General features: G+C 65.1%; 23 protein-coding genes and 1 other RNA gene. 22 read left to right on the top strand and 2 right to left on the bottom strand.

The window, feature by feature from the left end; translation table 11 throughout:
• The first annotated feature begins 65 nt into the window (after window positions 1–65).
• From NZN28_RS06360 to NZN28_RS06255, 22 genes are all read left to right on the top strand, one after another.
• Complete coding sequence (locus tag NZN28_RS06360) at window positions 66–461, top strand: GatB/YqeY domain-containing protein (RefSeq protein ID WP_295396265.1); 396 nt, start codon at window positions 66–68, stop codon at window positions 459–461.
• Window positions 462–613: 152 nt separating this feature from the next.
• An RNA gene (gene rnpB, locus NZN28_RS06355) (RNase P RNA component class A) lies at window positions 614–959 on the top strand.
• A 152-nt stretch (window positions 960–1,111) separates the two neighbouring features.
• Entirely contained in the window at window positions 1,112–1,294 is a 183-nt protein-coding gene (locus tag NZN28_RS06350) for a hypothetical protein (RefSeq protein WP_295396262.1), read from the top strand.
• An 18-nt stretch (window positions 1,295–1,312) separates the two neighbouring features.
• On the top strand, window positions 1,313–1,741 hold the full coding sequence (locus NZN28_RS06345; RefSeq protein ID WP_295396259.1) for a hypothetical protein: 429 nt from the start codon (window positions 1,313–1,315) through the stop codon (window positions 1,739–1,741).
• Between the two features lie 511 nt (window positions 1,742–2,252).
• Window positions 2,253–2,687: a division/cell wall cluster transcriptional repressor MraZ gene (gene mraZ / locus NZN28_RS06340; RefSeq protein ID WP_295396257.1), complete on the top strand. Its 435-nt coding sequence runs from the start codon at window positions 2,253–2,255 to the stop codon at window positions 2,685–2,687.
• 3 nt (window positions 2,688–2,690) lie between these two features.
• Window positions 2,691–3,602 carry a 16S rRNA (cytosine(1402)-N(4))-methyltransferase RsmH gene (gene rsmH / locus NZN28_RS06335; RefSeq protein WP_295396254.1) on the top strand — a complete coding sequence of 304 codons (912 nt, stop codon included), beginning with the start codon at window positions 2,691–2,693 and terminating at the stop codon, window positions 3,600–3,602.
• A complete protein-coding gene (locus tag NZN28_RS06330) occupies window positions 3,599–3,874 on the top strand; it encodes a hypothetical protein (protein WP_295396252.1) in 276 nt (91 codons plus the stop codon). The genes rsmH and NZN28_RS06330 overlap by 4 nt, the downstream gene beginning before the upstream one ends.
• Window positions 3,871–5,286 (top strand): penicillin-binding protein 2, encoded by a 1,416-nt coding sequence (locus NZN28_RS06325; protein WP_295396250.1) that lies wholly within the window; start codon window positions 3,871–3,873, stop codon window positions 5,284–5,286. Before NZN28_RS06330 ends, NZN28_RS06325 begins: the two co-directional genes overlap by 4 nt.
• A 39-nt stretch (window positions 5,287–5,325) precedes the next feature.
• Entirely contained in the window at window positions 5,326–6,615 is a 1,290-nt protein-coding gene (murF, locus tag NZN28_RS06320) for a Mur ligase family protein (RefSeq protein WP_295396247.1), read from the top strand.
• Window positions 6,612–7,403 (top strand): hypothetical protein, encoded by a 792-nt coding sequence (locus tag NZN28_RS06315; protein WP_295396245.1) that lies wholly within the window; start codon window positions 6,612–6,614, stop codon window positions 7,401–7,403. Before murF ends, NZN28_RS06315 begins: the two co-directional genes overlap by 4 nt.
• A 5-nt stretch (window positions 7,404–7,408) precedes the next feature.
• A complete protein-coding gene (locus NZN28_RS06310; protein WP_295396279.1) occupies window positions 7,409–8,269 on the top strand; it encodes a phospho-N-acetylmuramoyl-pentapeptide-transferase in 861 nt (286 codons plus the stop codon).
• Window positions 8,266–9,534, top strand: coding sequence for a Mur ligase family protein (gene murD, locus NZN28_RS06305; RefSeq protein ID WP_295396243.1), 1,269 nt, complete (start codon window positions 8,266–8,268; stop codon window positions 9,532–9,534). Before NZN28_RS06310 ends, murD begins: the two co-directional genes overlap by 4 nt.
• Window positions 9,527–10,639, top strand: coding sequence for an FtsW/RodA/SpoVE family cell cycle protein (locus tag NZN28_RS06300; RefSeq protein WP_295396240.1), 1,113 nt, complete (start codon window positions 9,527–9,529; stop codon window positions 10,637–10,639). The genes murD and NZN28_RS06300 overlap by 8 nt, the downstream gene beginning before the upstream one ends.
• A 139-nt stretch (window positions 10,640–10,778) precedes the next feature.
• On the top strand, window positions 10,779–11,813 hold the full coding sequence (locus NZN28_RS06295; protein ID WP_295396237.1) for a glycosyltransferase: 1,035 nt from the start codon (window positions 10,779–10,781) through the stop codon (window positions 11,811–11,813).
• Window positions 11,810–13,183, top strand: coding sequence for a UDP-N-acetylmuramate--L-alanine ligase (gene murC, locus NZN28_RS06290; RefSeq protein WP_295396233.1), 1,374 nt, complete (start codon window positions 11,810–11,812; stop codon window positions 13,181–13,183). Before NZN28_RS06295 ends, murC begins: the two co-directional genes overlap by 4 nt.
• A 40-nt stretch (window positions 13,184–13,223) precedes the next feature.
• The gene (locus NZN28_RS06285) at window positions 13,224–14,060 is read left to right on the top strand and encodes a UDP-N-acetylmuramate dehydrogenase (RefSeq protein ID WP_295396231.1); all 837 of its coding nucleotides are present in this window, start codon (window positions 13,224–13,226) and stop codon (window positions 14,058–14,060) included.
• A gap of 106 nt (window positions 14,061–14,166) precedes the next feature.
• The gene (locus tag NZN28_RS06280; protein WP_295396228.1) at window positions 14,167–14,796 is read left to right on the top strand and encodes an FtsQ-type POTRA domain-containing protein; all 630 of its coding nucleotides are present in this window, start codon (window positions 14,167–14,169) and stop codon (window positions 14,794–14,796) included.
• Complete coding sequence (gene ftsA, locus NZN28_RS06275; RefSeq protein ID WP_295396224.1) at window positions 14,793–16,055, top strand: cell division protein FtsA; 1,263 nt, start codon at window positions 14,793–14,795, stop codon at window positions 16,053–16,055. Before NZN28_RS06280 ends, ftsA begins: the two co-directional genes overlap by 4 nt.
• A 60-nt stretch (window positions 16,056–16,115) precedes the next feature.
• Entirely contained in the window at window positions 16,116–17,180 is a 1,065-nt protein-coding gene (gene ftsZ / locus NZN28_RS06270; RefSeq protein WP_295396221.1) for a cell division protein FtsZ, read from the top strand.
• A gap of 41 nt (window positions 17,181–17,221) precedes the next feature.
• Complete coding sequence (gene ruvC / locus NZN28_RS06265) at window positions 17,222–17,716, top strand: crossover junction endodeoxyribonuclease RuvC (protein ID WP_295396277.1); 495 nt, start codon at window positions 17,222–17,224, stop codon at window positions 17,714–17,716.
• Between the two features lie 26 nt (window positions 17,717–17,742).
• Window positions 17,743–19,119, top strand: coding sequence for a TetR family transcriptional regulator (locus NZN28_RS06260; RefSeq protein ID WP_295396217.1), 1,377 nt, complete (start codon window positions 17,743–17,745; stop codon window positions 19,117–19,119).
• Between the two features lie 8 nt (window positions 19,120–19,127).
• A complete protein-coding gene (locus NZN28_RS06255; protein ID WP_295396214.1) occupies window positions 19,128–19,682 on the top strand; it encodes a hypothetical protein in 555 nt (184 codons plus the stop codon).
• 6 nt (window positions 19,683–19,688) lie between these two features.
• Here NZN28_RS06255 and NZN28_RS06250 read toward each other — a convergent pair whose 3' ends face one another.
• Together NZN28_RS06250 and NZN28_RS06245 are read right to left on the bottom strand one after the other, a co-directional pair.
• On the bottom strand, window positions 19,689–20,108 hold the full coding sequence (locus NZN28_RS06250) for a YbaN family protein (RefSeq protein ID WP_295396212.1): 420 nt from the start codon (window positions 20,106–20,108) through the stop codon (window positions 19,689–19,691).
• 154 nt (window positions 20,109–20,262) lie between these two features.
• The gene (locus NZN28_RS06245; protein WP_295396209.1) at window positions 20,263–21,249 is read right to left on the bottom strand and encodes an iron ABC transporter substrate-binding protein; all 987 of its coding nucleotides are present in this window, start codon (window positions 21,247–21,249) and stop codon (window positions 20,263–20,265) included.
• Between the last annotated feature and the right edge of the window lie 88 nt (window positions 21,250–21,337).

The following is a 21,337-nucleotide window of genomic DNA, read 5'->3' as shown; positions in this document are numbered from 1 at the left end:
GTCTCTTTGTCCCTTCTCGTTTTCGTGGGCGGCCACCTCTGTGAAGAGCGCGATAAACTGAAGGCATGAGCACCGCGATTTACGAAGGAATCAAGAAGGAGATCGTCGAGGCCATGAAGCGCGGCGACACCGCCAGCCGCGACTTTGCCCGGGTGGTTAAAGCTGAACTCGACCGCAAGGGCGACGGCAGGCCCCTGCCCGACGCCGACGCCGTGAAGATTCTCAAAGCCCTGCGGGTCACGGCAGAAGAGAATCAGAACGCATTTGAGATTGCCTTCCTGGACAGATACCTGCCGCAGGAGATGAGCGAGGCTGAAATAGAAGCCTGGATACGGGCCCATGTGGACTTTGCCTCGCTCAAATCGCCCATGGCAGCCATTGGCATCGTGACCAAGGCGCTCGGGCCGGTAGCGCCGGGCGACCGAGTGAAGAAGGTCGTCGAGAAAATCATCCATGAATGAGGTAGCCCCCTCACTGAGCGTCAGCCCATCTTCGCCGCTTTCAGGCCAAACACCCCCTGACGCATCCACCCCACTGAACGGGAGGTGGTCTAAGGGCGTTTCAAACCTCGCCGTCCTTAACAAGGTGGTCTGCCTGAGCTAAAATAAGGGGGTGGGAAGAGGGCGCAGCCGCTGGTGCTTCACCAGAGGAAAGTCCGGGCAGCACAGGGCAGGATGCCAGCTAACGGCTGGGCGGGGTAACCCGACGGAATAGTGCAACAGAAAGCAGACTGCCGGGGTAACCCGGTCAAGGTGAAACGGTGCGGTAAGAGCGCACCAGTGCCCCTGGCAACAGGGGCAGCTAGGCAAACCCCATCTGCTGCAAGTCCCGTAAGTCCGACAGGCAGAACTGACCCGGTTCGCTACGACCTGCGGCGGGGACGCTCGAGGTGAGCGGCGACGCTCATCCCAGAGAGATGGCTGCGGAAACAGAACCCGGCTTACGCCTCTTCCCACACCACCCAACCGGTGCCGGCCATGCAGTCAGGGCCGGCATTGGTATTTGCTGACAGTCCAGGCTTGTCCAATCGAGCGTATGTCTTGACGGCCTTGTATCCGTCACGCCAAAAATGGGTGATTCGCCAACCCCCGGCCCGGCACGGGATGGGCACGTGTGCCGATTTTCGACCTGCCAGGATTGGGCCTGGGGCCGCCTGACCGCCGACCCGGAGGGCGTGCATTACATCTCCCACCAGGTGGACAAAGGCGGCCCGCGCCTGGTGGTGAGCCCCGACATCGCCCCCTGGATTCAATACTCCACGATTGCCCCTGGGGATAAATACACGCGGCGCTGAGGCGCTACACTGGAGGCTATGGAACTACCGTTCTTTGCCATGCCCTTTTCGGCCACGTCGCTCAACTGCTACCTGGCCGGCCTGGCCGTGCCGGATGAGCCCCCGGCGTTCAACGACCCGGCCTACCTAGTGCCCCTGGCCCTGGACGGCTGGGTGGCGGTGTGGGGGCTGGTCTCCCGCACCCCCAGCGGGATGGAAACCGTCATCTACTGGATGGACGGCCAGGGCCGCCTGGGCCTGAGCAACCTGACGGCCCGGCTCCACTGGGAGGAAATCGTCTCCCGCAGCAGCCTGTTGCGCTCTATCCGGCCCGACCCCGGCCTGGCCCTGCCCGAGCACGCCATGCCCACCAACGCCGAGCGGGGCTGGCCCCAGGAGCGCCTGCTGGCCCTGGCGCGGGGCGAGTTGCAGGTGGAGAACCCCACCCTGGCCCTGCTCAAACCCTGAGCCCCCAAACGCACGTCCCCCCCTTGGGGCCGTAGCCCAGGGGGGGCTTTCTGTGCCGATTGTACCGCACTCCCTGCCTGTCTGAGGATATCGGCTGGGTATAGGTCCGTGGCTTGCATACCGCGTCCGCTTCTCGGCACTAAAGGAATTCCGGTGCAGCCACTGAAGGCATTGGGGAGCTGGGGGCTTATTCACATGCGCCGCTCAAATTTCGCACGGGGGTTCTATGCTGCTTTCGGCAGTCCCCCCTTTTGGGTGAATCGAATAGGCCATTTTTGCGTCCCTATCACGAATTCTCACACCCTTCCGTCCCCTATTCATAATCCCCGGAGCGCAAGTGGGAAATCCACCCACTCAGCCCCCCCAAGGTGGGAAAAAGTGGGGCTTAGGTGGGAGGTAGTGGTAAAAAGTGGGGAATGCGTGGTACATTACTGTTCAGAACAGCACCTCCGGTGGGAAACGCTCGTGGGGAGACGAGCCTGAAAACCGAATCTGCGCAGGAGAAAACAAAATGCCCTTCGGTGAACACCAGTATAGCCTCGACGACAAAGGAAGGGTTGTCATTCCGCAGCCCTTCCGTTCGTTTATTGAGGATGGGGTGGTGATTACGAGGGGCCTCGAGGGCTGTTTGTATATGTACCCCCTGCTGGCCTGGAGCAACATCGAGCGCCAGTTGCAAAACGTGCCCCTCATTGACCGGGCCGCTCAGGAGCTGGTGCGCTTCTTGTACTCTGGGGCCCACAAGACCCAGATGGACAACGCCTCCAGGGTGACCATCCCCCCACCCCTGCGCAAGTTTGCCGGCCTCGAGGACACCAACGATGCGGTGGTGGTGGGCGCGCCCACCCGACTGGAGCTGTGGAGCGAGAGCCGCTGGTGGGCCAACATGACCAAGTTTTTGGAGAACCCCACCACCCCCGAGGCCCTGCGCGGCCTGATTGGATGAGCCATGTATGCCGCCCCTAGACCGTTCTCACCCGTTCAGCCACCTTTGCGCCAGAGGAGGGGTGTGAGCCATACCTCGGTGCTTTACCACGAAGCCCTGGACTGGCTGGCGGTTCGACCCGGTGGGGTGTATGTGGATGCCACCCTGGGCGGGGCAGGCCACACCCGGGGCATTCTGGAGCGGGGCGGGCGGGTGATTGCCTTCGACCAGGACCCCGAGGCCATCGCCCGAGCCCAGGCCCTGAACCTGGCGGGTCTGACCCTGGTTCAGGCCAACTTCCGCGAGCTGGTGCCTGAGCTGAAGAAGCGGGGCTTTCCGCAGGTGGAGGGCATCCTGGCCGATCTGGGGGTCTCCAGCTTTCATTTCGACGACGCCCGGCGGGGCTTCAGCTACCAGCACGAAGGCCCCCTGGACATGCGGATGGGACAGGATGGGCTCACGGCAGGCGAGGTGGTTAATACCTACTCCGAAGATGAAATCGCCGAAATCCTCTACCGCTACGGCGAGGAGCCGCGTTCAAGGCGCATCGCCCGCTTCATTGTGCAAAACCGCCCCATCCAGACCACCACCCAGCTGGCCGAGGTGATCCGCCGGGCCACCGGCTACCGCGAGGCCGGCCACCCCGCCCGCAAGACCTTCCAGGCCCTGCGAATCTACGTCAACGACGAACTAGGGGCGCTGGAGGCGCTGCTCAGGGGGGCCGAGGCGGTGCTAAAGCCCGGCGGCAGGCTGGTCGTGATTAGTTTTCACTCCCTCGAGGACCGCCTGGTCAAACATTTCCTGCGCGAGTCCACCCTCCTTCGACCCCTTACCAAAAAGCCCATTATTCCTTCGGAGAGCGAACAGCGGGCCAACCCGAGGGCCCGCAGCGCCAAGCTGCGCGCCGCCGAGCGCATAGATGGAGGCATGGTATGAAGACCGTATTTCGCTGGGGCCTGGTGTATTTGCTGCTGCTGTCGGGCCTGACCGCCCTGGGGCACTACAACCAACAACTGAGCGCCCGCCTCACGGCGCTCCAGGCGGCTGAAGCCGACCGGAGACAAAAAGAGACCCGGCTGCTCCTGGAGCGCTACCGGTTGGTTTCTCCGCTGGCGCTGCAGGAGTGGGCCGAGGCCCACGGATACATCCCCATGAGCCTGGGCCGCTGGGCCCGCCCCGGCGTTGAGCCAGAAAGGAGCAGGCCTTGAACCCCCTGAGCGTGAGAGGACAGGCCGCCCTGAGCCGGGGCTGGGTGGTGGTGCTGGCTTTTTTCGCCTTTCTGCTGGGGCTGGGCTATGGTTTTTATGTCCTCTGGCACAACGCACCCAGCCTCCCCTTGCGACCTGCATCGGCCCTGGTGGAGGGGCCCCCGTTGCGCGGCAGCCTGGAAGCCGCCGATGGCACCCCGCTGGTGTTCAGCACCCCAGAGGAGACCCGACTGTATCCCCTGGGCCTTTCGGCCACCCAGCTCATTGGTTTTGGCGAGCGCAGCAGCGGCAAGGGGCTTTCGGGCCTCGAGCTCGACCTGGAAAAACTGCTCTCAGAGGGCCACAGCCTGCGCCTGACCATTGACCCCCAGACCCAGGCCATCGCCGAGCAAGCCCTGTGGAGGGGCCTCGAGGCCGCCCAGGCCGACTGGGGCACGGTGGTGGTGATGGAAAGCAAAACCGGGCGGCTCCTGGCGGTGGCCAACGGCCCGGCCTTCGACCCCACCGCCCCCCGCCGCAGCAGCCAGCAAGACCCCTCCTGGCGGAACCATGCCTTCGCCTATGCGCTGGAACCCGGCTCGACCATCAAGCCCCTCACCGCGGCGGTGCTGCTGGAGGAAAACATGGCCCGGCTGGACACCAGGGTTTATGCACCCATGAGCCGCCGCATCGCAGGCTGGACCATCAATGATGTGGTCAAGCACCCCGAGACCCTCACCCTGAGCGAGGTGCTCAAATTCTCGTCCAATGTGGGCATCACCACCCTGGCCGAGCGAATTCCACGCGAAACGCTGTACAGCTTTTTCAAGAAGATGCACTTCATGGATAAGGAGCTGCTGCCGCCCCTCTCCTACCAGCCCCGGATTGCCGTGCAGGTGGCCGCCCCCCAGGTTCGCCCGGTGCACCGCTGGGGGCCTGCCGAGTACGCCAACGCCACCTTCGGCCAGGGCTTCCTGATCACCCCCCTGCACCTCGCAGCGGCCTACAACATCCTGGCTGGCGACGGGGTCTACCGCCAACCCATTCTGTTTGAGGGCAATACCTCCCAGAGCGCGGCGGTGTTCCGGCCCCAGGTGGCCCGCGATATTCGCAAAGCCCTGACCGAGGGCATCGCCGAAAAGGCCAGGCTGCCCGGCTACGTTCTGGGCGGCAAAACCGGTACGGCGCAGGTGGTGGTGAATGGCCGCTACAGCCAGAGCGTCTATGCAGCGCTCTTCGCCGGCTTTATTCCGGCCAACGCCCCCCGTGTGACGGTGGTGGTGACCCTTTTTCACCCCAAGGGCGAGCGGATTCACGGCTCGCAGGTAGCCGCCCCCATCTACCGCGAGATCGCGGCGCGGCTCCTGGCCCTTTGGGGTGTTCCACCCCAGTTGGACAACTCATCTAGCAAGGGTAAACTGGTCAAGCGATGAGTGTTTTGTGCAACTTCATGACAATACTCATGTGAGGCTATGGTGCAGACGAAAGGGGCCAAAGAACTCCAACCCCACTGGGTGGCCAGCCTGACGGGCGGCAAGGTGCATGAAGGTGCCACCACGGCCCACGATTTGCACTGGGACTCGAGGAAAATAGCGCCGGGCATGGCCTTTTTTGCCCTTCCCGGGGCCCAGACCCACGGGCGGGCCTTTGGCCCCCAGGCCCTTCAGGCCGGGGCCGCCTTCGTGGTCACCGACCAGGCCCACCCCGGCGCGGTGCAGGTCGAGCGGCCTGAGCGAGCTTTGCTGGTGGTGGGAAGGGCCCTGCGCGACCGCTTCGGCGGCCTGGTGCTGGCGGTGGGGGGCAGCTCGGGTAAAACCACCACCAAGGAGTGCCTGGCCCAGGGCCTGGGCTGGCCCGCCCCCGAGGGCAACCTGAACAATGCTCCGGGCCTGACCCGCTTCTTCTTTCACCTGGAGGAAGGCCCCGGCTGCGTGGTGGAACTGGGCATTGACCGGCTTCTGGAGATGGCCGAGCTTACCTACCTGGCCCGGCCCGACCTGGCCGTGCTCACCAGCCTGGGGGTAGAGCACCTGGAGGGGCTTGGCAACCTGGAAAACGTGATTCGTGAGGAAAGCTGGCTCCTGCAGGTAAGCCCCCTGCGCCTGGCCAGCACCCAGGCCGCCGAGCTGGTACGGCTGCCGGGCCTGAAGACCTACGGCCTCGAGGCCGGCGACTTCCGGGCCGAAGACGTGGAGCTGGGCCTGGAGGCGACCCGGTTCCGCTTCGAGGGGCACTCCGTGACCCTTCCCTATCCGGGCCTGGGGCCGCTGCTGGGGGCGCTGGCTACCCTGGCCGCCTGCCGGATGCTGGGCCAACCCCTGGGCGAGACCGTCGAGCGCTTGGCCGGCCTCAAGCTGCCTCCGGGCCGGATGCAGCGGCTGCGGCTGGGGGGGGTGGACTTCATCCACGACGCCTACAACTCGAACCCCCTATCCTTCAGGGCCGGGATGGACTTCCTGCAAACCCAGCCGGGCCGCAAATGGCTGGTGCTGGGCCGCATGGCCGAGCTGGGCGAAGAGGCCTTAAAGCACCACCTCGAGGCCGCCGAGCGGGCCGCTCAAGTCAGCCCTCACCTGCTCTTTATCGGGCCGTTCGCCCCAACGCAGGCCGCGCGGGCAGGGGGTGTGGCGGTGGAGACCCTCGAGGAGGCCGCCGCCTACCTGGCCGGGCAGGTTCGGCCCGGCGACCTGGTGTACCTGAAGGCCTCGCGCAGCGTGGGGCTGGAGCGGCTCCTTGAGTTTTGGCCGAAGGAGGAAGCATGAGGCTCGGGCTTCTCGCCTGCCTCTGGCTGGCGGCCTGCGCCCCAGAGCCCACCGCCAGCCCCCCCAGCGAGCCGGTTCTGGTCGAGGGCGGCGTGGTGGAAGGTCGCTTTGTGCGGGCCGCCGGGCTGCAACTGGCCCTGCCAAGCCCCACCCCCCACGTGGCCCGCAACGGCGAGACCCTGCTGGCAGCCTACCCCTATCAACTGCTGGTTTACCGCAACGGCTTCATCCAGGATAGCCTGCCGCTGCCGGGCGTTCCCACCTTTGTGCGGGCCCGGCCCCTGCCCCTGGTGGGGCTGGACGACCGGCTTTTTGTGCCGGGGCAGGGCAGCCGCCTTTACAAAGCCAGGGATGCGCTCCACACCCCAGAGGGGGTCTACTGGCTGGACGAGCAGGGGGTAAGCCTCGAGCGCCGCCGGCTGGCCGAGGGACGCTACAGCTTTCTGGCGGCTGGTGAGCGCTACGTGTACGCCTTGGGCCCCGAGGCCCTGCGCCTGCCCGACCGGCTGCGCTTTCCCCTGCCCGCAGGGGTGAAGGCCGCAGTGGTGCTGGAAGACCTTTATGTCCTCACCCCACAGGGCCTCTTCCGGCTCAGTCCGGAGGGGCTGCGGCTGGGCTTCCGGGCCGGGGTTTTCAGCGGGCTTCAAAGCGACGGGGTGTACCTCTATACCCTCGAGGCGGGCCGCCTCCTCACCTTGCGGTTGAACCTCGACCCGGCCAGCCACACTCTCTTCCCAGCCTGGGCTTCGCATCCAGACCCCTCTGCCCTACATCTGGAGGTGCCGTGAACACCCTGGCCGCCACCGCCCTTCTGAGCTGGTTCCTGGTGGGCCTCTGGATTACCCTGATGCAGGCTTTGCGCCTGGGTAAGCAGGTGCGGGCCGAGGGGCCCCAGAGCCACCTGGCCAAGATGGGCACTCCCAGCATGGGTGGGGTGGCCTTTTTGCTGGCCGCGGCGCTGGTCTACGGGCTTTCGGGGGGCGACCGCTGGGCCGAGCTGTGGCTGCTGGTGCTGGGCATGGCCCTCCTGGGCCTGGCCGACGACCTGGCCGGTTCGTTGCGCCGGCCCCTCAAGGCCCGCGAGAAGCTGGTGGTGCAGGGGCTCATGAGCCTGATTTTTGCCATCTGGGCGGCCCGGCAGGTGCAGTACACGCCCTATCCCGTGCTGGACGTGCTGCTCTTCACCCTGGTCATCATTGCCGCCTGCAACGCCTTCAACTTTACCGACGGGGTGGATGGGCTACTGGCCAGCGTCTCGGCGGTAATTCTGCTGCCCTTTATGGGGCTGCCCACCGCGCAGGCCATGGTCGGGGCCCTGCTGGGCTTCCTGTGGCACAACGCACCCAGGGCCACGGTCTTCATGGGCGACACCGGCAGCATGGCCCTGGGGGCTTTGGTCGCAGGGCTTTTCATCCTGGAGGGCAAGCTCTGGTGGCTGCCCCTGGCGGCTTTGATTCCGGTGCTCGAGGTGCTCTCGGTGCTCATCCAGGTCAGCTACTTCCGCCGCACCGGCAAGCGCTTCTTCAAGATGAGCCCGCTGCACCACCACTTCGAGTTGTCGGGCTGGCCCGAAAGCAAGGTGGTGTTCCGCTTTGTGGTGGTCACGGCGCTTTGCACCGCCCTGGCCGCGCACCTGTGGGGAGGGCCGGCATGAGGCTGGTCTACGGACTCGGACGCAGCGGCCTGGGGGTGCTGGACTACCTGCACCGGCACGGCCTGCCAGCGCGCTTCTTCGACGACCAGCTCAAGCCCGAAGAAGCCGCCCAGGCCCGGGCGCTGGGGTTTGACCTCGAGCCCGACCCCCAGCCGGGGGCCTACCTCGAGGTCATCGCTGCGCCGGGCGTGCCCATCCAGCACCCCCGGCTCCAAGCCCTGCAAGCAGGCGGGGCCGAGGTGATTGGGGAGGCCGAGCTGGTCTACCGCCACTCCAGCACCCCCCTGATCGGCATCACCGGCACCGCCGGGAAAACCAGCTGCACCCTGTTCACCGGGCACTTTTTGCGGGCGCTGGGCTTCAAAGCCCTGGAGGGGGGCAACATTGACCCGCCCCTAGCCCGCGTGGTGGACGGGGCCGAGGTGGTGGCCGCCGAGCTGAGCAGTTTCCAGCTCGAGCGCGTCCGGCACTTCCGGCCCAGGGTGGCGGTGCTGCTCCTTTTGGGCGTGGACCACCTCGACCGGCACGGCAGTCTAGAGGCCTACCACGCCGCCAAGCTCAACCTGATTCGAAACCTCACCGCCCAGGATGCCCTGGTCTACAACGCAAAAGACCCGAAAATCCTGGCCGGCATCGAGGGCAGCCCGGCCCGGCGCTACCCCTTCGAACCCCAGCCCGACCCCCGCGAGACCAACCTGAACGCGGCCTTACAGGCTGCACTGGCCTATGCCGATATCGTCCGACGGGAGCAGCCCGGGCGGTTCTCGCAGGAGCCCACCCCCGCTGCCCTGGAAGCCTTCCGGGCCACCGCCCCCCACCCCGAGGCCCGCTACGAGGTCTTCGCCCGCATCGGGGGTGTTCAGTTCATAGACGATTCGATTGCCACCCGCCTCGATGCGGTACGCACCGCACTGGAAGCCGCCCCCGCCCCGGTGGCCTGGATTCTGGGCGGGGTGGACAAGGGCGCTCCGGTGGCAGAGCTGCGCGAGGTGGTGGGGCGGAAGGTGCGGCTCATTCTGGCCGTTGGCCAGGACGGGGGCCGCCTGGCCGCCGCCTTCCAGGACTTAGCCGAGGTGGTGGAAATCGGCGAGCCCGACGGGCGCAGGGCCCTGGAGCAGGCCGTGCGCGAGTCGCTGCGGCGGCTCTCCTCGGGCAGCGTGCTGCTGGCCCCGCTGGCGACCTCGTTCGATCAGTTCAAGGATTACAAGGAGCGCTCTAAGGTATTCCGCCAAGTGGTGCTGGGTATGGGAGGTATGGGTGGATAGCATTCTTCTCTTGGCACAGCTTTTGCTTTTTGCCCTTTCAGCTTTGGGGGTCGCTACCTCCGACTGGATGCGGGCCGCCCCGGAGCAGCACAGCCTGGAAAACCTGCGCAACATGGCCCTCTCGCTTTTGCTGATGCTGCTGGTCTCGCGTTTGCGCCCGACCTGGGCCATCTGGGCTGCGCGGCCCTTTTTCCTGCTTTCGCTCTTGCTGCTGGTGGCAAACCTGGTGGTGGGGTTCGGGCCGGGCAGCGAGCGCCGCTTCATTGACCTGCCCTTCACCTCCTTCAACTTGCAGGCTTCGGAGCTGGCCAAGCTGGCAGTGGTGCTTTACCTGGCGGCCTTTTTCCACAACAAACCCACCGACTACCCCATCATCGGCCCCATCCTCGCCATCAGCCTGGCAGCGGGCCTGATCATCGCCTCGCCCGACCTCGATACGGGCCTGTTTGTGCTGCTGCTGTCGGGCTTTTTGCTGGTGGTGATTGGGGTTCCCTGGCGGCGTCTGTTGGCCATTGGGGCCACCGCCTGGATTCTGGCCCTCTCGGTTTCGGGCCTCTACCTCGACCGCTTCGAGAAGGTGCGCGACCGCTTCGAGGGGTGGAGCACTTATGTAAGCGGGCGGGTCAGCGACCTCAGCCCGGAGGTAATCCGGGGGCCTTTGTACCAGATTACCCAGGCCCACAAGATTATCGTGAACGCAGGGCTTTTTGGGCAGGGGGTGGGGGCTCGGATGCCCAACCTGCCCGAGTCGCACAACGACTTCGTGCTGGCCTCGATTATCTGGTCGGGGGGGTGGCTGGCCGGTCTGATGGTCTTGCTGGCCCTGTGGCTCATTCTGGCCCGGGGGCTCCAGATTGCCGCCAACCTGGAAGGCTCCCTGAGCGTGCTGGCCCTGGGCCTGACCCTCTACCTGGTGTTGCAGGCCGCCCTCAACATCGCCGCCGTGATCGGCACCATCCCCATCGGTGGCTCGCCCTTGCCCATGGTCAGCATGGGCGGCAACTCGATGCTGATGGCCGGGCTGGCCATGGGGCTCTTGCAGGCGCTCTCGAGGGAGGCTTTTGCCCATAAGCAACCGGGTCAAGCAGCGGAGGCTCGAGGGTGAAACTGCATAGGGGCTTAGCCGAAAAAAAGGCCAGGGGACACCGCCCCCGCAGGCCGGCGCACTGGAACCCAGCAACTTTTGCGCCCGCACTCCCCTACCCATTCCCAGGCGTCTGCTGGCGACCCGCTCAAGGAGGCGCATGGTGATTGTGACCGGCGGCGGCACCGGCGGCCACCTTTACCCGGGTCTGGCAGCCGCGAGGGCCCTGCTGGAAGCCGGCGAGCCCGTGACCTATGTGGGGGCGCTGGGTGGGATTGAAGAGCGGGTGCTGCCGGGCAGCGGGCTGCCCTACCGGATGATTCCAGCCGGCAAGCTCTCGCGCGACGCCCTGCGGCCTGCCGAAGGCTTGAAGGTGCTCAGGGGCCTCTGGGCGGCGGGGCGGGTGGTCGAGGCGCTAAAACCCAGGGTGGTGCTCAGCATGGGGGGCTACGCGGGCTTCCCAGTGGCTTTTGTGGCGGCCCTGCGCGGTGTGCCCCTGGTGATCCACGAACAAAACGCCCAGCTCGGCCTGGCCAACCGCATGCTGGCCCGTTTGGCCCGAAGGGTCACCCTTGCCACCCCCATGAACCTGGCCCCAGGGCTGGCCGCCAAAACCCAGGTGGTGGGCTACCCGGTGCGGGAAGAAAAGCGCAGCCGGGCCGAAGCCAGGGCCGCTCTTGGCCTGGACCCCGAACGCCCGACCCTGCTGGTGCTGGGCGGCAGCCAGGGCAGCCTCGAACTCAACGAGCAGCTGCCCGAGCGGCTATATCCCCTGCTGGGCGAGTGGCAGGTGCTGCACCAGTGCGGGGTGCGCTGGGAGCGCGAGCTCAAGGCCAAAGAACGGCCCCACTACTTTGTGCGGGGCTACGTGGACAGCGTGCTGGCCTGGAGCGCGGCGGACTGTGCGATCACTCGTGGCGGGGCGGGCACCATGGCCGAAGCGGCCTACCACCAGGTGCCGGTGCTGGGGGTGCCGCTGCCCCGAAACCTGGACGGGGGCGCCCAGTGGGCCAACGTGGGCTTCTACGCCGAACGCGGCGCGGCCCTGCGGCTTGAGTCCTGGGCCCAATTCGAGGCCGAACTTAATACACTGCTGGCCCCTTCCACACGGGCCCAAATCCGCGATAGACTTGGGCAGTTATCGCCAGCCGGCGCAGCCAGGCGGCTGGCCCAGATTGTTTTGGAGGTGGCGTGAAGCATTATCACCTGATGGGCATTGGCGGTATCAGCATGAGTGGGCTGGCCCGCATTCTGCGCAAGGATGGACACAGGGTCAGCGGTTGCGATAGCCAGCTCTCCGACCTGACCAGGAGCCTCGAGCGCGAGGGCATCCAGGTATCCCAGGGCCACAGCCCGGCCCACCTCGAGGGGGTGGACGTGCTGGTAGCCTCCACCGCCATCAAGGACAGCGAGCCCGAACTGGCCGTGGCCCAGACCCTGGGCATACCGGTCTGGCGGCGGATTCAGGTGGTGGCCGAAATCCTCAAGGGTGGCTTCAGCCTGGGGGTGACCGGCTCCCACGGCAAGACCAGCACCACCTCCATGCTGGCCAGCATTTTCATTGCGGCCCAGAGCGACCCCACGGTGCTCTTGGGGGCCGAGCTGGGCCTGATTGGGGGCAGCGCCAAGGTGGGCTCGGGGCGCTACCGGATTGCCGAGGTGGACGAGTCCGACCCCCTGTTTCGCTTTTTGGAGCTGGACGTGGCGGTGATTACCAACCTCGAGGCCGACCACGTCTCGCCCGACGGGCAGGCCCGCCCCAATTACCACGCCTCCCTCGAGGCCCTCCAGGAGGCCATGCAATCTTTCGCCAGCCGAGCCCGCCACGTCATCTACAACGGCGAACCCCGCTGGCGGCTGCTGGAGGAGCTGACCCAGGGCTGCCCCCGCAGCAGCTTTGGCTTGTCGGGGGGTGACTGCCACGCTGCCCATATTCAGCTCGAGCCCTTCGGCAGCCGCTTTGAGCTGGTCTGGCAGGGCCAGTCCCTGGGCCCCGTGCGCTTGCAGGTGCCCGGCGAGCACAACATCAGCAACGCCCTGGCGGCCTCGGCTGCGGCCCTGGTGGCAGGGGTTCCCTTCCAGGCCATCCAGGAGGGGCTGTTCCGCTACACCGGGGCCAGCCGCCGCTTCGAGAAGGTGGGCGAGCTCAACGGGGCTCTGATTGTGGACGACTACGCCCACAACGCCACCAAGCTCCAAGCCCTGCTCAAGGCCGCCCGAAACACTGGGCTTAGGGTGCGGGCGGTCTTCCAGCCCCACCGCTTTGGCCGCAGCGAGCAGGAGTGGCCGCTCTATGCCGAGGCCCTCGAGCTCTCCGACGAGGCCCTGATCCTCGATGTCTACAGCGCCGAGGAAAGCCCCCTCACCCTCTCCAGCGCCCAGATTGCCGGGCGCATTGTGGAGCACCTGCAAACCAGGGGGCATCCGGCCCGCTACGATAGCTGGGAGCGCATTTTGCAACACCTGCGCCAGACGGCAACCCAGGGCGACCTGATTCTGACCATCGGGGCCGGAAGCGTCTCGAGGCTGGGACGCCAGCTCGCCGCAGAGCAGGAGGCGGTATGACCGGGGCCAAGGGCGCAGGCAACAGCCGCGAGGTGAAACCGTGAAAATAGCCCGTCTGCCGCTGGCCAGACTCACCACCCTCGGCGTGGGGGGCGAGGCCGAGGTCTGGACGGTGGAAAACCTGGCCGACCTGATAGAGGCCACCCAGGCTCCCTACCGGGTGCTGGGCAATGGCTCCAACCTGCTGGTCTCCGACCTGGGGGTGGCCGAGCGGGTCATCCGGCTCTCGGGTGAGTGGGCTTTGTGGAACCCCGACCTCTCGGGCTGGGTGGGGGCTGGGGCGCTGGTGCCCAGCCTGCTGCAGGCCACGGCAAGGCTGGGCCTGAGCGGCCTGGAGGGCCTGCACGGGGTGCCGGCTCAGGTGGGGGGAGCGGTCAAGATGAACGCCGGCACCCGCTTTGGAGAGATGGCCGAGGCCCTGGAGGAGGTGGAGCTTTTCCACGACGGGAAGCTGCACCGCTACCGGCCTTCGGAACTGGGCTTCCGTTACCGCCACTCTGAACTGCCCGAGGGCAGCATCGTCACCCGGGTCAGGCTCAAACTCACCCCAACTTCCGAAGAAGCGGTGCGGGCCAAAATAGCCCTGGTTGACGCCGCCCGCAAAGGCCAGCCCAAAAAGAAGAGCGCGGGCTGCGCCTTCAAAAACCCCCCGGGCGACTCCGCCGGGCGACTCATTGACCAGCAAGGCCTCAAGGGCACCACCGTGGGCCGGGCCATGATCAGCCACGAACACGGCAACTTCCTGGTGAATCTGGGGGGGGCCACCGCCGCCGAGATGTACGCGCTCATCCGCAAGGTGCAGGCGGTGCTACCGCTGGAGGTGGAGTGGGAAATCTGGGGCGAGATAGCCCCGCTGGGGCTGGAGGTGAGCCGGTGAAGCTGCGGTACAAGCTCGAGCCCCCCTTCCGGGCCTGCCGCCTCCCGACCGGGCCAGGCGCCAGGGCTCCAGGCCCTCTTGCGGCCCGGAAAGCGAGGGGGGAGCCATGATACGAGCGGTTCTGGTGGCCTTGTTGCTGGCTACCCTGGCGGTGGGCTCGTATGTGGTGCTGCCCATCGAGCAGGTCGAGGTGGTGGGCCACCAGCAGCTTTCCGAGGCCGAGGTGCAGCAGCTGACCGGCCTCGAGCCGGGGCGTCCCTGGCTGTGGGCCTGGCCCTCCAGCCTCGAGCCCCTCCAAAAGAACCCCTGGGTCAAGTCCGCTCTGCTCGAACGTCCCGCCCCAGGCCGGCTGCGCATTGTCCTGGAAGAGCGCACCCCCATCGCCACTCTGGTGAAGGGCCAGCAGCGCTATGGCCTGAGCGCCGATGGCCGGCTTCTGCCGGGGGCGCCCCCCAAAAAGCCGGTGGTGGAGGGTCGGGGCGAAATTCCCCTGGCCGATTTGCTGCTATTAATGCAAACTTTTCCCGATGCCGAGCGTATCCGTTTCAGCAGTACCGGCTTTCAGGTGCTCGCGCCCAATCTTAATGTATGGGGCCAGAACGTCCGAGTGTTGCAAGATTGGGCCAAAGCCCGCAGAATAGGCAAAAGTGACGCAAGCAACCCTCTTGCGCACCCCGGCCATTCGCCGGATAGCCGTGTATATGTGTATTCGTGGGGGGTGAGTGCGCGCCGATGATTCTCGTAGGCTTAGATGTTGGAACCACCAAAGTGACCGCGGTCATCGGTGAACTCTCTTCCGATGGCATCCTGGACATCATCGGAGAAGGCACGGTTCCTTCCCACGGCCTCCGCCGAGGGGTGGTGACCAACCTCGAGCGCACCACCGAGTCCATCCGTCAGGCCATCTTCCAGGCCGAGCGGGTGGCTGGGGTCAAAGCCGAGCGGGTCTGGGTCGGGGTGGCCGGAGCCCATGTCCGCAGCGTGACCAGCCACGGCCTCGCAGCCATCCGGCGGGGGCAGCAAATTACCGCCACCGATGTGGAGCGGGCCATCGAGCAGGCCAAGGCCTACCCCTTCGAGGGCGACTTCGAGCTCATACACGCCCTGCCCCTGGAATTCCGCGTGGACGGTCAGGAAGGCATCCGCGACCCCATCGGCATGGCCGGGGTGCGCCTGGAGGTGGACGTACACCTGGTGGCCGGCAGCAAGGGCCCCCTCACCAACCTGCGCAAAGCGGTCGAAGACGCCGGGCTCGAGCTTCAGGGCCTGGTCTTGCAAGCCTATGCCTCAGGGCTGGCGGTACTCTCGCCCGAGGAGCTCTCCATGACCGTAATGCTGGTGGACATCGGCGGAGGCACCACCGATGTGGCGGTTTTTCGCCAGGGACGCCTGGCCCACTCGGCAGTCATTCCGCTGGGCGGCGACCACGTTTCGCAAGACATCGCCAAGCTGCTGCAAATTCCGGTGGAGGAAGCCGAGCGGGTCGCCAAAAAGTACGGGGCGGCGCTGCCCGAGCTGGCCGACCCCGAGCTGGTTCTGGAGGTGAGCCAGGAAGGGGCCGCCCAGGTTTCTTACCAGGCCCCCGAGCTGGCCCGCATCATTCGCCCACGCTTGCGCGAAATCCTGCACCTGGCCCGCCAGAGCGTGGACGAGGCCCTGGGGCCGCTGGAAATCACGGTGGGCAAGGTCATTGTGACCGGCGGTGCCAGCATGGTGCGCGGCCTGGAAGAGCTGGCCCGCAAGCAGTTCAACCTGCCCGTACGGCTGGGCAAGCCCCTGGGGGTTCAGGGGCTGACCGATGTGGTCGCCTCGCCGACGCACTCCACGGCGGTGGGGCTGGTTCGTCATGCGGCCAACCTGGCCACCCAGGCTCCCCTGCCGCGTCGCCCCAGCCGCAGCAAAACCAGCCAGGCCGGCAAGCCCACCCTCAATGCCGAAAGCGCCGCCAGCGGGCTCTGGGAGCGCATCAAGGGGATGTTCAAGAACTTTTTTTAGCGGTATTTTCGGATTGGCAGAGAGCACCATCGCCATCAGTCGAGGACACCAGGAGAGATTATGGGTGACGTACAGATCAAGGTAATCGGACTCGGAGGCGCAGGCAACAACGCGGTCAATCGCATGATTGAATCGGGGCTCACCGGTGTGGAGTTCATTGCCGCCAACACCGATGCCCAGGTTCTGGCCACCAGCCTGGCCGATGTACGCATCCAGCTTGGCGATAAGCTAACCCGGGGACTGGGGGCCGGGGCCAACCCCGAAATCGGCGAGAAAGCCGCCCAGGAGGCCGAGGAACTGGTCGGTGAGTACCTCGAGGGCGCCGACATGGTCTTTATCACCGCCGGCATGGGAGGCGGCACCGGCACCGGCAGCGCCCCGGTGGTGGCGCAGATTGCCAAAAGCCTGGGTGCGCTCACAGTAGGGGTCGTCACCCGCCCCTTCACCTGGGAAGGCCCCCGCCGGTTGCGCGCTGCCGAAGAGGGCATCAAGCGCCTGCGCGAACAGGTGGATGCCATGGTGGTCATCTCCAACGACCGCCTGCTCAATGCTCTGGACAAAAAGGTCTCGGCCAAGGATGCCTTCATGATTGCCGACCGGGTGCTCTACCACGGGGTCAAGGGCATCACCGACGTAATTAACCTGCCCGGCCAGATCAACCTCGACTTTGCCGATGTGCGCACCCTGCTGACCGGGGCTGGCCAGGTTCTGATGGGCATCGGCGCAGGTCGGGGTGAGAACAAGGTGTCTGAAGCAGCCCAGTCGGCCATCCAGAGCCCCTTGCTGGATCGCTCGGTGGATGGGGCCCGCAAGCTCCTGGTCAACGTGGTTGGCGACGAGGACATCTCGCTGATGGAAGCCAGCAGCGTGGTGGAGCGCATCCGCGAAGCCACCGGCATGGAGGACGTGGACGTGCTGTATGGCCTCACCTACGACAACCGGGCCCAGGACGAGATGCGGGTGATCCTGATTGCCGCCGGCTTCAACGAGAGCGCAGTCGTGGCCAAACCCGGCAGCCGGCCCCTGATGGACTTTCCTGCCAGCAATGTGGATGTGGGCAACTTCGACATCCCCGCCTTTATCCGCTACGGGGATGGCGACTACCCGCCCAAAAGGGGCAACTGATCCCGGAACCGATAACCAGCAGCGCACTGGTGCGACCCCCAATGATCGTGTTGGGCATAGACCCCGGCATCACCAACCTGGGCCTGGGCGTGGTCGAGCAGGTCGGCAAGCAGGCCCGGATGCTCCACGGCGAAGTGGTCAGAACCACCCACGGGGAGCCGGCCCCGGCCCGGGTGGGCAAGCTATACCGGGCCCTGTACCAGGTTGCCGTCACCTACCAGCCCCAGGCCATCGCGGTTGAGGAGCAATTTTTCTACCGGCAAAACGAGCTGGCCTACAAGGTCGGCTGGGCCATGGGGGCGGTGTTTGTGGTCGCCGACCAGCTTGCCATTCCGGTTTACGGCTACGGGCCGCCCAAGGTCAAGCAGGCTCTGGTCGGGCAGGGCCAGGCCGACAAGGACCAGGTAGCCTACATGGTGCGGGCCATTCTGGGGCTCAAGACCCTTCCCAAACCCACCCACCTGGCCGACGCGCTGGCCATCGCCCTAACCCACTGCTTTCACCACCCGCTGGTGACAGGTAAACAGGTGGGCTAGGCGTTCGGCCCTAAAATGTAGGCGGTATGAAGCACCTGTTATGGGTTTTAGCGTTCGTTTTAGGGGGGCTCGGGCTGGCCCAAGGAGTGCGCAGCCTGGGCATGGCCGGTTTGGTTTTGCCAGGCCCGGGTGCGGCCTATCTCAACCCGGCTTACGCGGCTTTTCCGGGCGGCCTGTATGGTTCAGACCAGGGCTTTCAGCTACCCATCGGGCTTGCGGGCCTTTTTTTACGGCCAGAAAGCAATCCCCTGCCCGCCTTGAGGGGTCTTTCCAACCTGACCAGCGAGAATAGCCCTTTCGACGGGCTCACTTTCTACGACCAGCTCACCCGCCCTTACGAATTCCTGATTAACCCGGCTTCCTCCAGGGCCTTCATCAACCCCAATACGGGCTACCCCGAAATTCAGATCAACGTAGATGCCTCTGGTGTACAGATTACCGATTATCAGGGCAACCCCATCAACCTCGACTTAGGCCTCGGCGCCCCGACCGGGGTGGGCGCCAGCAAGGCCCTGACGCCTGCTCCCCTGCTGCGGATTCCGTTCTCCCTGGGGAGCAACCTGTACCTGGATTTTGGCCTCTTTGCGGGGGGCTTTGGCCTGGGCCTCTCACCCAACGACAACCTTCGCCAGGCACTGAAGAGCGGTCAGCTTCAACCCAGCACCGAGTATGCCCTCAACCTGGCGGGTAGCGCCCAGGCCGGCCTTAGCGTGGGGTTCGGCTATGCCACCCGGCTGCCCGATGTGCCCATCCCCGACCTTGGTGCAGCCAAACTGTATGTGGGCACCCGGGGCGAGGCTTTTTATGGGCTGGCCTACCTCGAGGCCAACCTGAGCGCGGGCGTTCAGACCAATGCCCAGGGCCAGTTCGACCCCAACCAGCCGCCGGTTTACCGGGGCAGCGTGTTTTACACCCTTCCGGGCAATGGCAATGGCTATGGGGCTCGAGCCGATGTGGGCGTGGTCATGGAGGCCCAGGGCACCACGGTGGGCCTTGGCATCCGCAATGCACTCGGCTTTGCCCGCTGGAGCGGTACCGAGCTGCGGTGGGATGGCAGCTCCAGCAACCCCATCAGCGGGCAGGGCGAGCGCAGCAGCTTTGGCTTTGTGCCCGCCTTCTTCCTGAATGCCGCCACCCGCATTCCCCTCGAGGTCGGCGAGTTGATGGTCGGCGGCGATTTGGGCTACGAGTCCAGCCTGTTTGGCCGGGTAGGCGGCGAGTACAGCCTGGGGCCTGCTCGGCTCCGGGCCGGATTAGGCTTCGACAACGGCTTTCGCCTGGGCCTGGGGGCCGGCTTCGTAGGGCCGGGGTTCACCCTGGACACCGCCCTGACCACCCACCGGGCGCCCGTTGTAGGCAACACCGTGTTCGGTATCGCCCTGAGCCTGGGTTTGGGATTTTGAGGTGAGCTATGCCAAGACTTGCCCTTCTGTTTATCTTGCTGCTGGCGGGATGCAGTGCCGCCACCCGTTACACCATCAATGTCAACGTCCTAAGCTTCATTCCGCAGAACCAGCGTACCCTGACCATCCCCTCGGGCTCGGGCTCACTCCTGTTTCCGGGGGCCAACCAGGAAGGGCTCCTGGTGCCCCTGCCCATTCAACTAGACATCCTCGAGCGCGGGCAGATTTTGGTCATTGCCAACCTGACCAATACCGGCGATTCAACGTTTAGCGGCAACTACGAGCTGCGCCTAGCACCTGAGAACGACTCCAACGTAAACGACAATTCTGGCGGCGATTTCGGAGTTGGCGCAGGCAACTTTAGTGTGCCGGTCGGCACGAGCCGTGAGATCACGATAAATCTGACCCTGAGCGATACGCAAAACAAGAACGCTCTGGATCTGATAAGGCGAGGTAGCTTTCGGGTGGCCATCCGAATAGGGGCCAGCAGCTCAGGGGGCACCCTGACCCTGAACCAGGGCCGCATTTCAGCCACCGGGCGGCCTTTTGCCGTGATCAAATGAAAAAGCTCACTGGGCTTCGCTCACCTGGCGTTGGGCCAGTACGATTTCCTTGGTCGGAATTCGGCTGTGGATGAACCAGAAACCCACCAATCCCAGCAGCAGCACCAATACCTTGACCCAAAAAACCGGGATTAGAAAGATGGCGCTGGTGAGCGCAAAAAAACTCAACATACACAGGGCGAAAATTTTGGCCTTGCGGGGCATCCCCAGCCCTGAGCGGTAGTCGCGCACCAGGGGCCCTACCTTGGGCAGATTCAGCACCCAGTTAAGAAAACGCTGGCTGCTACGGGAAAAAAAGTATGCCGCCAGGATAAAAAACACCGTGGAGGGCATCCCCGGAACCACAGTGCCAACAAATCCCAGGCCGGCGAAGAAAAACCCCAAGGATAGCCAGAGCGGACGCAGAGGACTGATGGGCGACTTCATAACTTCTCAACAGTATGCCAGAAAACCAGCCGGGATAAATGTACCCTGGGGCCTTTGAAAACAGCGCTCGCCCCTCTGGTCCCGCCTGGCTTGACCCGCAAAAAGCAGCCGATGGTTGACCATCGGCTGCTGTGGGAGGATTGCTCTGTTGCCGCTACAGCAAACCCGCCTCGCGCAGGAGCTTGAGCGCAGCGTCGAGGGGTAGCTTTTCGAAGTCTAGCTTGGGGCTTTTGGCCACCGCCTGGCCAATCGGCAGCAGGTTAGAAGAAAGCACGATGCCCCTGGCCACCGGGTATTCGATAATCTCGCTGGCGAAGAACTGCTGACCCTTGGCCGACAGCAGCCACAGCAGGAAACGATTGGCGGTCGAAAGGTTCTTGCTGGTCTTCAGGATTCCCGCGCCCGTGACCAGGGCCAGCCCACCCACGTCTCCATCAGCAAAGTAGTAGGTGCCGAGGTTCTGTCCTGCCCGCACAAAGCGCTGAATGTAGTAGTGGTTGGTCGAGCCAAGGTCAATCTCGCCCGAGCGGATGGCTTCCATCATGGCGGGGTTGGAAGCATAGGCTTTAGGCTCGAGGGCCTTCATCTCGCTCAGCCACTGCCGAGTGCGGGCCTCGCCGTGCAAAACAATCATCGCAGCCACCATGTCCTGAAAGCTGCTGTAGGTGGGCGTCCAGCCAATCCGACCCTTGTACTGCGTCAGCTTAGGCAAGTCCAGAATGCTCTTGGGAAGTTCCTCTGGTTTCACCTTGGCAGGGTTGTAAGCCAGAACCCGCAGGCGCATGGTTAGGGGAACCCACTGACGGCTGGCCGGAACAAAGTTGGTCGGAATCCGGGTAATCGAGTCGCCTAGGCGAAGGAACAGCCCCCGCTCGGAGGCCACCCCCAAAGCACCGGCGGTGTTGGCCCAGAAGAGATCGGCGGGACTGCGGCTCCCTTCCTCCTGCAAGGCAGCCAGGATTTCGGCGTCGCGCCCATACCGGACATTGACCTTGATGCCGGTCTCGGCCTCAAACTGCCGCACCAGCGGCTCTACCAGCCCCTGCCCACGGCCTGTGTAGACAGTCAGGCTCTGCTGCTGGGCCAGGCCCAAGCCCCAAATCGCCAGGAAAAGCAAGACCAGGACTTTATAATTGTTCACTTTGATCCTCCTGTAACTTTTTCAAGTCGGTCCCGACTCAGGGGGGAGTTTATTGGGGTAAGGATTGAAAGTCAAGTATTCCAGTCGG

This window comes from Meiothermus sp. (assembly GCF_025056915.1).
Taxonomy (GTDB): domain Bacteria; phylum Deinococcota; class Deinococci; order Deinococcales; family Thermaceae; genus Meiothermus.
Note: the sequence above shows the minus strand (reverse complement) of the source record. Positions and strands in the feature narration are given on the sequence as shown.

Bases quoted from the DNA above. Each gene is read 5' to 3' on its own strand.
- NZN28_RS06360 (WP_295396265.1), top strand. From the start codon at position 66: ATGAGCACCGCGATTTACGAAGGAATCAAGAAGGAGATCGTCGAGGCC.
- NZN28_RS06345 (WP_295396259.1), top strand. From the start codon at position 1,313: ATGGAACTACCGTTCTTTGCCATGCCCTTTTCGGCCACGTCGCTCAAC.
- mraZ (WP_295396257.1), top strand. From the start codon at position 2,253: ATGCCCTTCGGTGAACACCAGTATAGCCTCGACGACAAAGGAAGGGTT.
- rsmH (WP_295396254.1), top strand. From the start codon at position 2,691: ATGTATGCCGCCCCTAGACCGTTCTCACCCGTTCAGCCACCTTTGCGC.
- NZN28_RS06330 (WP_295396252.1), top strand. From the start codon at position 3,599: ATGAAGACCGTATTTCGCTGGGGCCTGGTGTATTTGCTGCTGCTGTCG.
- murF (WP_295396247.1), top strand. From the start codon at position 5,326: ATGGTGCAGACGAAAGGGGCCAAAGAACTCCAACCCCACTGGGTGGCC.
- NZN28_RS06315 (WP_295396245.1), top strand. From the start codon at position 6,612: ATGAGGCTCGGGCTTCTCGCCTGCCTCTGGCTGGCGGCCTGCGCCCCA.
- murD (WP_295396243.1), top strand. From the start codon at position 8,266: ATGAGGCTGGTCTACGGACTCGGACGCAGCGGCCTGGGGGTGCTGGAC.
- NZN28_RS06295 (WP_295396237.1), top strand. From the start codon at position 10,779: ATGGTGATTGTGACCGGCGGCGGCACCGGCGGCCACCTTTACCCGGGT.
- NZN28_RS06280 (WP_295396228.1), top strand. From the start codon at position 14,167: ATGATACGAGCGGTTCTGGTGGCCTTGTTGCTGGCTACCCTGGCGGTG.
- ftsA (WP_295396224.1), top strand. From the start codon at position 14,793: ATGATTCTCGTAGGCTTAGATGTTGGAACCACCAAAGTGACCGCGGTC.
- ftsZ (WP_295396221.1), top strand. From the start codon at position 16,116: ATGGGTGACGTACAGATCAAGGTAATCGGACTCGGAGGCGCAGGCAAC.
- ruvC (WP_295396277.1), top strand. From the start codon at position 17,222: ATGATCGTGTTGGGCATAGACCCCGGCATCACCAACCTGGGCCTGGGC.
- NZN28_RS06260 (WP_295396217.1), top strand. From the start codon at position 17,743: ATGAAGCACCTGTTATGGGTTTTAGCGTTCGTTTTAGGGGGGCTCGGG.
- NZN28_RS06255 (WP_295396214.1), top strand. From the start codon at position 19,128: ATGCCAAGACTTGCCCTTCTGTTTATCTTGCTGCTGGCGGGATGCAGT.
- NZN28_RS06250 (WP_295396212.1), bottom strand. From the start codon at position 20,108: ATGAAGTCGCCCATCAGTCCTCTGCGTCCGCTCTGGCTATCCTTGGGG.